Origin of the sequence: Pantoea wallisii (assembly GCF_002095485.1) — a bacterium.
GTDB lineage: Bacteria > Pseudomonadota > Gammaproteobacteria > Enterobacterales > Enterobacteriaceae > Pantoea > Pantoea wallisii.
On record NZ_MLFS01000101.1, the window covers coordinates 1 to 8,566 of the forward strand.

11 protein-coding genes are annotated in these 8,566 nt (G+C 58.3%); 1 reads left to right on the forward strand and 10 read right to left on the reverse strand.

Annotation, left to right across the window (positions count from 1 at the left end):
- Positions 1–194 precede the first annotated feature (194 nt).
- Genes mlaA through ccmA form a run of 10 tightly spaced genes read right to left on the reverse strand, consistent with a single transcriptional unit; the run spans position 195 to position 7,954 of the window.
- Positions 195–962 carry a phospholipid-binding lipoprotein MlaA gene (gene mlaA, locus HA48_RS21320; RefSeq protein ID WP_128603100.1) on the reverse strand — a complete coding sequence of 256 codons (768 nt, stop codon included), beginning with the start codon at positions 960–962 and terminating at the stop codon, positions 195–197.
- 35 nt (positions 963–997) lie between these two features.
- Positions 998–2,209 (reverse strand): c-type cytochrome biogenesis protein CcmI, encoded by a 1,212-nt coding sequence (gene ccmI, locus HA48_RS21325; RefSeq protein WP_128603101.1) that lies wholly within the window; start codon positions 2,207–2,209, stop codon positions 998–1,000.
- Positions 2,209–2,664, reverse strand: a complete 456-nt coding sequence (locus HA48_RS21330; protein WP_128603102.1) for a cytochrome c-type biogenesis protein — start codon at positions 2,662–2,664, stop codon at positions 2,209–2,211. The genes ccmI and HA48_RS21330 overlap by 1 nt, the downstream gene beginning before the upstream one ends.
- On the reverse strand, positions 2,661–3,218 hold the full coding sequence (locus tag HA48_RS21335; RefSeq protein WP_128603103.1) for a DsbE family thiol:disulfide interchange protein: 558 nt from the start codon (positions 3,216–3,218) through the stop codon (positions 2,661–2,663). Before HA48_RS21335 ends, HA48_RS21330 begins: the two co-directional genes overlap by 4 nt.
- Positions 3,215–5,173, reverse strand: coding sequence for a heme lyase CcmF/NrfE family subunit (locus HA48_RS21340; RefSeq protein ID WP_128603104.1), 1,959 nt, complete (start codon positions 5,171–5,173; stop codon positions 3,215–3,217). The genes HA48_RS21335 and HA48_RS21340 overlap by 4 nt, the downstream gene beginning before the upstream one ends.
- The gene (ccmE, locus tag HA48_RS21345; protein ID WP_128603105.1) at positions 5,170–5,655 is read right to left on the reverse strand and encodes a cytochrome c maturation protein CcmE; all 486 of its coding nucleotides are present in this window, start codon (positions 5,653–5,655) and stop codon (positions 5,170–5,172) included. The genes HA48_RS21340 and ccmE overlap by 4 nt, the downstream gene beginning before the upstream one ends.
- Positions 5,652–5,885 (reverse strand): heme exporter protein CcmD, encoded by a 234-nt coding sequence (gene ccmD, locus HA48_RS21350; RefSeq protein ID WP_128603106.1) that lies wholly within the window; start codon positions 5,883–5,885, stop codon positions 5,652–5,654. The genes ccmE and ccmD overlap by 4 nt, the downstream gene beginning before the upstream one ends.
- Positions 5,882–6,622, reverse strand: coding sequence for a heme ABC transporter permease (locus HA48_RS21355; protein ID WP_128603107.1), 741 nt, complete (start codon positions 6,620–6,622; stop codon positions 5,882–5,884). The genes ccmD and HA48_RS21355 overlap by 4 nt, the downstream gene beginning before the upstream one ends.
- Positions 6,623–6,680: 58 nt before the next feature.
- Positions 6,681–7,340 carry a heme exporter protein CcmB gene (ccmB, locus tag HA48_RS21360; protein WP_128603108.1) on the reverse strand — a complete coding sequence of 220 codons (660 nt, stop codon included), beginning with the start codon at positions 7,338–7,340 and terminating at the stop codon, positions 6,681–6,683.
- Entirely contained in the window at positions 7,340–7,954 is a 615-nt protein-coding gene (gene ccmA / locus HA48_RS21365; protein WP_128603109.1) for a cytochrome c biogenesis heme-transporting ATPase CcmA, read from the reverse strand. The genes ccmB and ccmA overlap by 1 nt, the downstream gene beginning before the upstream one ends.
- A gap of 243 nt (positions 7,955–8,197) precedes the next feature.
- Between ccmA and HA48_RS21370 the strand changes: the two genes are divergently transcribed.
- On the forward strand, positions 8,198–8,566 hold a 369-nt coding region (locus HA48_RS21370; RefSeq protein ID WP_208613166.1), incomplete at its 3' end, for a formate/nitrite transporter family protein.

The following is an 8,566-nucleotide window of genomic DNA, read 5'->3' on the forward strand; positions in this document are numbered from 1 at the left end:
TCGTCACGCAGCGGGGATGCCGCGTGACGAGGCCTGCATGGAGGCGGCCGTTGCCGTTCCGGGCGTGCTCACTCTCCCTTCTGACCAGCGCAAAATCCGCAGCGGTAAAATGTGTGGCGATCTGCCAGCTCTGCAAGTCACAGGTAATCAGACACAGACATAAAAAAAGGCGACTTACTCAGTCGCCTTTCTCTTTATTGTGAATCGATATCCTGTAGATCATCCTGAATCGCACTGGCGTTAGGATTCTCTTCCGGCTTCAGCCTGCCGCCATTGGCGATAAAATCGTGGCGCTGGAAGTAAGCGTTGCGGATAAACGCGTAAGGATCCTGCTGCTGTTTAAGGATGGCGTCGGAATCGAGCAGCTGCGCGCGCGTTTCAACCCCCTCCAGCGTCCATTTACCGATCGACATCGGCCATGTCAGCCAGCTCAGCACCGGATAGAGCGTATCCACAAAATCACCGCCATCTTCACGCACGGTAAAGCTGCCGTACGCCGGTAACTCAACGTAAGGACCATAGCCCACGCCGTAGCGACCCAGCGTGCTACCAAAACGGTGTGGCACTTCTCGCGCCAGCGCCGGGTTAGCTTTGCCCGCCACGTCGATGAATCCACCCAGACCTAACACGGTGTTAAGGAAGAAACGGGTAAAGTGGATCCCCGCCTGGCGTGGCTCACCCACCAGAATGGAGTTAACCATGCTGGCCGGTTCATCCAGGTTGCCGAGGAAATTACTCAGGCCACTACGCGCCGGCACCGGCACGTAATCGCGCCAGGCAACCGCCACCGGGCGCAATACATAAGGATCAAGCACGTTGTAGTTGAAGTTAAACATCGTGCGGTTGAAACCTTCAAACGGATCGCTACGCTGAGCGGGCTCCGGATTGTCGGCCGGTTTGGAACTTGCACATCCCACCAGAAGTACACTGGCCAGCGCCAGACCGGTCAGGCGGTTATTCATTCTTCTCTCCCTGTGCGGATAAAAGGTGTATCGCTTCAGGGCTGCTGCTGATTTATCTCGACAGCCAGCTGCGGATGACCATCCCAGGGGGTAAGCGCGCTTAATCCAAACCAGTCGCCCGACTGCGGATTAGCACTGCCGTCGCGCGAAATGCGCACCCTGACCTGAACCTGATGCTGCGCCGAAAGCAGGCGATCCGGCATCATGGCGTTGCTGTCATCCAGCGTAAGCGATAACGGGAAGTGGCTGAGCGGTAAACGCTTTACAGCCACAGGCACCGGTGAAACACCGTCAGACACAGAAATATACATCACTCCGCCCTGCGGTAACATTTTTTCTGCCTCCGGGGCTAAACTCACCGTCAGATTCAGTTGGGTATTCTGCTGTCCCGCGTCGGTTTTTGCTTGTTCAATACTGCGCTCGATCATCGTGATGCGCTTGTCGCCCGCCGGCAGCAGCTTCAGCATGACCTGCCAGGCCCCTATCGCTTCGTTATACTGCTGCTGTTCAAACGCATTGAACGCCAGCAGGCTCAAAGTACGCACATTGCTGTGATCGCGTTTCAGCAGATCTTTCAGCAGGATATTGGCCTGGCGGTTATCCTGCGGATCGCTGGAGCGCGTCAGCACTTCGGCGTAATCCTGCTGCAGTTCAAGGTTATCGGGCGCCAGCTGCAGCGCATGCTCAAACGCCTGGCTGGCATCGGTGGCGTTGTTCAGCACCATTCCTAAACGGCCGAGCATGGCCCAGTCGTTGAGATTTTGCGGATCGTTTTGCAGTGACGTGCGCAGGCCGAGCTGCAGACGCGCCAGCTCCTCCATGGTCAGCGGCTGCGCATTAGGGTCCATCACGCGCGCGCGCAGCGCCGGATACGCCTGCTGCACGCTGAGCCAGCCCGCCAGCTGGCTCAGGCCGCCGGTTTTCAAATACATACCGACGGAGACCAGCAGCAGTACGATGACGCCCGGCAGCAGTATCCAGCGACTGCTGGTGTGGCTGCGTACCGCATCGGCGCCGGGGACATCGGTCAGCAGCGTTTGTTGCAGCTCGCGCACCATTTCCGGGCGCTCACCCACCACGCCTTCGGCTTCATCGCGCGCCAGCTCATGCAGACGCTGCTGATAGAAATCCGTGTTCAGACGATCGCGATCGCCGCGGCTGGCCTCGCGCTGGCGCCAGCCTGCGCCGAGAAACAGCGCGGTTGCCGCTGCCAGCAGAATAATCAGGGTAATCCAGAATCCAGTCATTACGGCTTCCCGTCACGCTTCAGAATCGCCGCAAGGCGCTGTTGTTCATCGTCATCCAGATCGCTGCGCGTTTTCGCGCGGCGACTGCGCAGAATAATTACCAGGGCGCCAAGCAGCACAAACAGCGCCGGGCCAACCCACAGAATCAATGTTGAGGGCGTTACCGGCGGTTCGTAAGTAACGAAGTTGCCATAGCGCGCCACCATATAATCAATAATCTGCTGCCGGCTCTGGCCCTGCTTCATCAGCTCGTACACTTTAAGGCGCATATCGCCGGCGATCATCGCATTGGAGTCAGCAATGCTGTTGTTCTGGCACTTAGGGCAACGCAGCGAAGCGGTAAGCTCACGGTACTGCTCCTCCTGTTGCACCGAATCGAACTGATAAGTATCGATCGCCGCCCACAGGCTGGCACTGAATAACATGCCAGCAATAAATAGCAGCAGCTGTTTCATGCGCCTGCCCCCTGGCTGTACTTATCCCACAGCGGTTTTACCTCTTCATTCCACACGCGGTCGTTCATATCCCCGGCATGGCGATAGCGAATAATGCCGTTCCCATCAATCAGGAAGGTTTCCGGTGCGCCATATACGCCCAGGTCGAGCCCCAGCATGCCGTTGCCGTCATACAGGCTGAGCGCATAGGGGTTGCCCAGCGTGTTCAGCCAGGTCACCGCTTTGGTGCGATCGTCTTTATAGTTCAGGCCCACCACGCGGATACCTTTTTCTGCCAGGGTATTGAGATACTGATGCTCGGCGCGGCAGGTCGGACACCAGGTCGCCCAGACGTTCAGCAGGATGGGCTTACCGTCCGTCAGCACCTGCTGGTTATAGATCTTGCCTGGCTGATCCAGCGCTTCCAGCCTGAAAACCGGTACCGGTTTGCCGATAAGCGCTGACTCCAGGCGTGTAGGATCGTCACCGTTGGCATTGCGTGACAGCTGCCACAGCAGCGCGGCAGCCAGCAGCAAAAACAGGGCTAACGGGATAAACAGAATATTTTTATTCATGCCAGCTCCTCGCGCTGCGCCTTTTTACGCGAGCGATAGCGCGGATCAAGCAGGCACAGCAGGCCACCGACCGCCATAAACACGCCGCCGAACCAGATCCAGCGCACAAACGGTTTGTAGTAGATGCGCACGGCCCACGAGCCATCATCCAGCTCTTCGCCCAGGGCGGCATAGAGATCGCGGGTAAAACCGCCGCTGATGGCCGCTTCGGTCATCATGGTACGCGCCGCAGTATAGAAGCGTTTCTCCGCATGCAGCACCGCCTCCGGTTTACCGTTGCGCGTGACGTCGATAATGGCAACGCCGCCGCTGTAGTTTGGCCCCTGCAGGCTGTGCACATCGCGGAAAACAAAGTGATACTGACGAATATCTACGCTGTCGCCCGACTTCATGCGGACATCGCGCTCTACGCTGTACTGCGTGCTAAACGCGATACCCACCACCGTGACCGCCACGCCAAGATGGCCCAGCACCATGCCCCAGTGACTGCGTGACAGATGGCGCAGGCCGCGCAGGAAGCGATGGCGATGCGTCGCGCGCTCGTGCAGCTCCATCAGCGTCAGCAGGATCACCCAAATCGCCATCAGCAGGCCAATGACCGTCATCGCTTCGATGCGATCCTCCAGTACCCACGGCAGCACAATGGACAGCACCAGCGTCACCAGCAGCCCGACGCCAAGGCGCTTCCAGAGCTTTTGCGGCTCATCACGGCGCCAGCGCACCAATGGGCCAATGCCCAGCATCAGCGCAAACGGCGCCATCAGCCAGGTGAACATGGTATTGAAGAACGGTTCTCCGACGGAGATGCTGCCGAGGCCAAGCTGCTTGTGCACCAGCGGCAGCAGCGTACCGAGCAGCACCACCAGCATGGCCGCAATCAGCAGTACGTTGTTACCCAGCAGGAACGATTCGCGTGACCAGGTTTCGTTCTGTACGCGGCTACGCACCTGCCCGCCTTTGAGAGCGTACAGCAGCAGCGAACTGCCAATGACGATCACCAGGAACGCGAGGATAAACATGCCGCGCGCCGGGTCGGAGGCAAACGAGTGCACGGACACCAGCACACCGGAGCGCACCAGGAACGTGCCGAGCAGGCTCAGCGAGAACGCAGTAATCGCCAGCAGCACCGTCCAGGACTTAAAGCTGCCGCGTTTCTCGGTTACCGCCAGCGAGTGCATCAGCGCGGTGCCCGCCAGCCACGGCATAAAGGAGGCGTTTTCCACCGGATCCCAGAACCACCAGCCGCCCCAGCCGAGTTCGTAATAGGCCCACGCCGAACCGAGTACGATGCCAATGGTAAGAAATACCCAGGCGGCAGTGGTCCACGGACGTGACCAGCGGGCCCAGGCCGTATCCAACCGGCCGGCCATCAGCGAAGCAATGGCGAAAGCGAAGGCTACCGAGAAGCCAACGTAGCCCATGTAGAGCAGCGGTGGATGGAAGATCAGCCCGATATCCTGCAGCATCGGGTTGAGATCGCGTCCATCAATAGGAAAACCAGGCAGTGTGCGGGTAAACGGGTTTGATGTGAGGATGATAAACAGCAAAAAGCCGAGGTTGATCATGCCCATGACCGCCAGCACGCGCGCCAGCGCATCCTGCGGCATTCCGCGACTGAAAATCGCAACCGCCAGCGTCCAGGTGCTGAGCAGCAGCACCCACAGCAGCAGCGAGCCCTCATGTGCACCCCAGGTTGCGGCGATACGGTAGTAGACCGGCAGCAGCGTATTGGAGTTAGTGGCCACGTAGCCGACGGTGAAATCGTTAACGACAAAAGCGTGCACCAGCACCATGAATGAGGCTGCAATGCACAGGAACATACCCCAGGCGAGCGGACGCGCCATCGCCATCAGACGCGCATCCTGGCGCGCAGCGCCCCACAGCGGATAGACACTGAGCAGCAGCGCTAACCCCAGCGCGAGACACAGCAGAAAGCTGCCAATTTCCGGCATCATGATTGTGTACCTGCCTGCTGGTAAGCCGCCGCAGGTCCTTTGTGATTGTTCTTCATCGCATCCTGGATTTCCGGCGGCGTGTACTTCTCATCATGCTTCGCCAGCACCTCTTTGGCGTTCACCAGGTTGCCCGCTTCCAGCACCCCTTGCGCGACCACGCCCTGCCCTTCCCGGAACAGGTCCGGCAGGATGCCTTCATAACTCACGCTGATCACCCCGTTGGCGTCATACAGCTTGAATGAGACCGCGAGGGTTTTAGGATCGCGTTTTACGCTGCCCGGCATCACCATACCGCCAACGCGCAGCCGCTGGCCCGCTTCCGGCTTCTGGTGCTCTTCACCTTTGCCGTAGAGAATTTCACTGGGGGTATAGAAGAGATCAATGTTGGAGCGCAGCGCGTACATCACCAGCGCAGTGGCAAGGCCTAAGCCCACCAGCACGGCAACGACCACATACAGCCGGTTACGACGACGGATATTCACCTGGACTCTCCTGCTGCTTCACCGGCAGCTTTTTTCGATTTAGCCGCGCGAATGCGGCGCTCCCTGGATTGACGCTGGCGAATCTCTGCCAGCAGGCGGCGGCGGAACAGCAAGGTGTGCAGGATCAAGCCGAGCAACGGAATCAGGGTGAAAATGACGGCCAGCCAGACATAAAAGGCATAACCGCCCATGGCGAAAAACGCACTCCAGGAGGCGAAGGCGGGTGTCATGCTTTGCGCCCTCCCTGAGCCATCTCAATCGCCCACGGGCGATGACGTTCAGTAAACAGAATCAGGTTGCGCAGGCGCATCAGCGTCAGGGAGACAAATACCAGCAGATAACCGAGGATAGACCAGCGCAGCGGCGTACGCATGCTTGGATCAATCGCCTGCTGCATAATGCCGGACGAGCCCTGATGCAGGGTGTTCCACCACTGTACGGAGAAGTGAATAATCGGCAGATTGACCACGCCGACCAGAATCAGAATGCCGGCAGCGCGCCCGGCCGTACGGCGATCGTCGAAGGAGTGATAAAGCGCAATGACCCCCATATAGAGGAACAGCAGCACCAGTTCGGAGGTCAGACGCGCATCCCAGATCCACCAGGTGCCCCACATCGGTTTGCCCCAGGCGGAGCCGGTAACCAGCGCGATAAAGGTAAACACCGCACCAATCGGCGCCATGGCCGCAGAGACCAGGTCGGCCATCTTCATCTGCCACACCAGCCCGGTAAAGGCCGCGATCGCCATTGCGGCATAGACGCCCATTGACCACATCGCCGCCGGCACGTGAATGTACATGATCCGGAAGCTGTTGCCCTGCTGATAGTCAGCCGGTGCAAAGCCAAAGCCCCACGCCCAGCCCAGTAACAGCGCGCCCGCGCCCGCTACCGCGAACCAGGGAATGAAGCGACCGCATAGTTGATAAAGCCGCTCAGGCTTTGCCCACTGGTGTAACCATTTCCACATTTGCATTGCTCACACTAAAAAAGAGTCGGGACTGCGGCCTCTCTAAAGGAGGCACACATTAATGCAGACTAATACGCAACGCCGCAGCCGTGGCAAACGGCGAAAGGGTTGCGCTCACTGCCAGCATTGCGCCAAGAATCGCCAGGTAGCCGCCAATCGGTAACCCCTGGCCGGCAGCCTCAATCGCTGCGCTGGCAAAAATCAGAACCGGTATCGACAAAGGCAGTACCAGTAAACTCAGTAACACGCCGCCGCGCCGCAGCCCGACGGTCAGGCCGGTGCCAATCGCACCAAGAAAACTCAGGGTTGGCGTACCGATCAGCAGCGTTAGCGCCATCGCACGCCAGCCGGAAAAGTCCAGAGACAGCAGCAGTGCGGCCAGCGGCGACAGCAGAATCAGCGGCAGGCCGGTAATCAGCCAGTGCGCGATCACTTTACCCAGCACCGTGACCGGTAAGGGCGTTGGCAGCAGAAGTAGTTGCTCCAGCGAACCATCCAGAAAATCATCACGAAACAGCCGCTCCAGCGCCAGCAAGGAGGCCAGCAGCGCCGCCACCCATGCGACACCCGGCGCGATACGCGCCAGCTGCTGCGGTTCCGGCCCGATACCTAATGGAAACAGCGTGATAACAATCAGGAAAAACCACAGCGGATTGATCACCTCTGCGCCGCTGCGAAAAGCAATTTTTAACTCGCGCTGAATAACCCGCCCAAGCATTACGCCCACTCCGATGTGAGACGAATTTTACGCACCTGACCGCGGCTGTCTGGCAGGTCCTGATGCGTTGTCAGGATAACGGCGCCACCGTTATCGGCATGATCGGCAAATCGCACCATTAATTTTTCCACGCCGCCTTTGTCGATGGCCGTGAGCGGCTCATCCAGAATCCAGATGGCAGCCGGGCTCAGCCACAGGCGCGCCAGCGCCACACGCCGCTGCTGCCCGGCAGAGAGCTGCGCAACCGGAACCTCTTCATAGCCCAGCAGTTCAACCTGTTCAAGGGCAGCGAAAATCGCGTCATCGCTGCTGTCGCCGTGCCAGAAGTGCAGGTTTTCAAGCGGAGAGAGTACCGCTTTTACGCCAGGGTGATGGCCAAGATAGAGCAGATTTTGCTGCCATACTTCGCGTTGCTGCCGTATCGGCTGCCCCTGCCAACACACTTCGCCCTCTTCCGCGCGGCTCAGCCCCGCCAGCAGACGCAGTAAGGAGGTTTTGCCGGCGCCGTTTGGCCCTTCAATTTGCACAATATCGCCCGCCTGCACATGGAAGCTCAGCCCATGGAACAGGGTTCGCTCATCGCGAACACACGAGATATTAATGACTTCGAGCATAGAAGGGAGAATCACGGCAATGAATGAGGCGGCGATAATACCACAATGAAGCTATGGGCCGAAGTCTGTGAGATAGCTCCCACTTCACCCAAACGGGGTATTCGTGCGCACCAGATCAAGAAATTGCTCAAAAAACCTGCTCAGTTAAAACCTTGTTACTCTTAAATTGAATCTTAGTAACATTTCAGCCTTGCTAAAACCGTCTACGCTTATTACGCATTGGCATTATCACCGGGAGAAAACATGAAGCAAACGCCATCAAACAATGAAAATAATAATGATGTAGAGAGTGAAGAGAAGGACCAGGGCACCGATATCGAAGTGGATGAAGATGCCCTGCCCTCACGGGCTGCGGCAATCCATGAAGAGATTCGTCAGGATGGTGAAAAAGAGCTGGAGCGCGACGGCATGGCCCTGTTGTGGTCCGCTGTTGCTGCCGGTCTTTCAATGAGTGCCTCGCTAATGGCCAAAGGCATCTTTCAGGTCCACCTGGAGGGTGTGCCCGGCGCCTTTTTACTGGAGAATCTCGGCTACACCTTTGGCTTTGTCATCGTCATCATGGCGCGTCAGCAGCTGTTTACTGAAAATACGGTCACCGCGGTACTGCCGATC

Coding starts and splice junctions, on each gene's coding strand:
- mlaA (WP_128603100.1), bottom strand. CDS start 962: ATGAATAACCGCCTGACCGGTCTGGCGCTGGCCAGTGTACTTCTGGTG.
- ccmI (WP_128603101.1), bottom strand. CDS start 2,209: ATGACTGGATTCTGGATTACCCTGATTATTCTGCTGGCAGCGGCAACC.
- HA48_RS21330 (WP_128603102.1), bottom strand. CDS start 2,664: ATGAAACAGCTGCTGCTATTTATTGCTGGCATGTTATTCAGTGCCAGC.
- HA48_RS21335 (WP_128603103.1), bottom strand. CDS start 3,218: ATGAATAAAAATATTCTGTTTATCCCGTTAGCCCTGTTTTTGCTGCTG.
- HA48_RS21340 (WP_128603104.1), bottom strand. CDS start 5,173: ATGATGCCGGAAATTGGCAGCTTTCTGCTGTGTCTCGCGCTGGGGTTA.
- ccmD (WP_128603106.1), bottom strand. CDS start 5,885: ATGACACCCGCCTTCGCCTCCTGGAGTGCGTTTTTCGCCATGGGCGGT.
- HA48_RS21355 (WP_128603107.1), bottom strand. CDS start 6,622: ATGTGGAAATGGTTACACCAGTGGGCAAAGCCTGAGCGGCTTTATCAA.
- ccmB (WP_128603108.1), bottom strand. CDS start 7,340: ATGCTTGGGCGGGTTATTCAGCGCGAGTTAAAAATTGCTTTTCGCAGC.
- ccmA (WP_128603109.1), bottom strand. CDS start 7,954: ATGCTCGAAGTCATTAATATCTCGTGTGTTCGCGATGAGCGAACCCTG.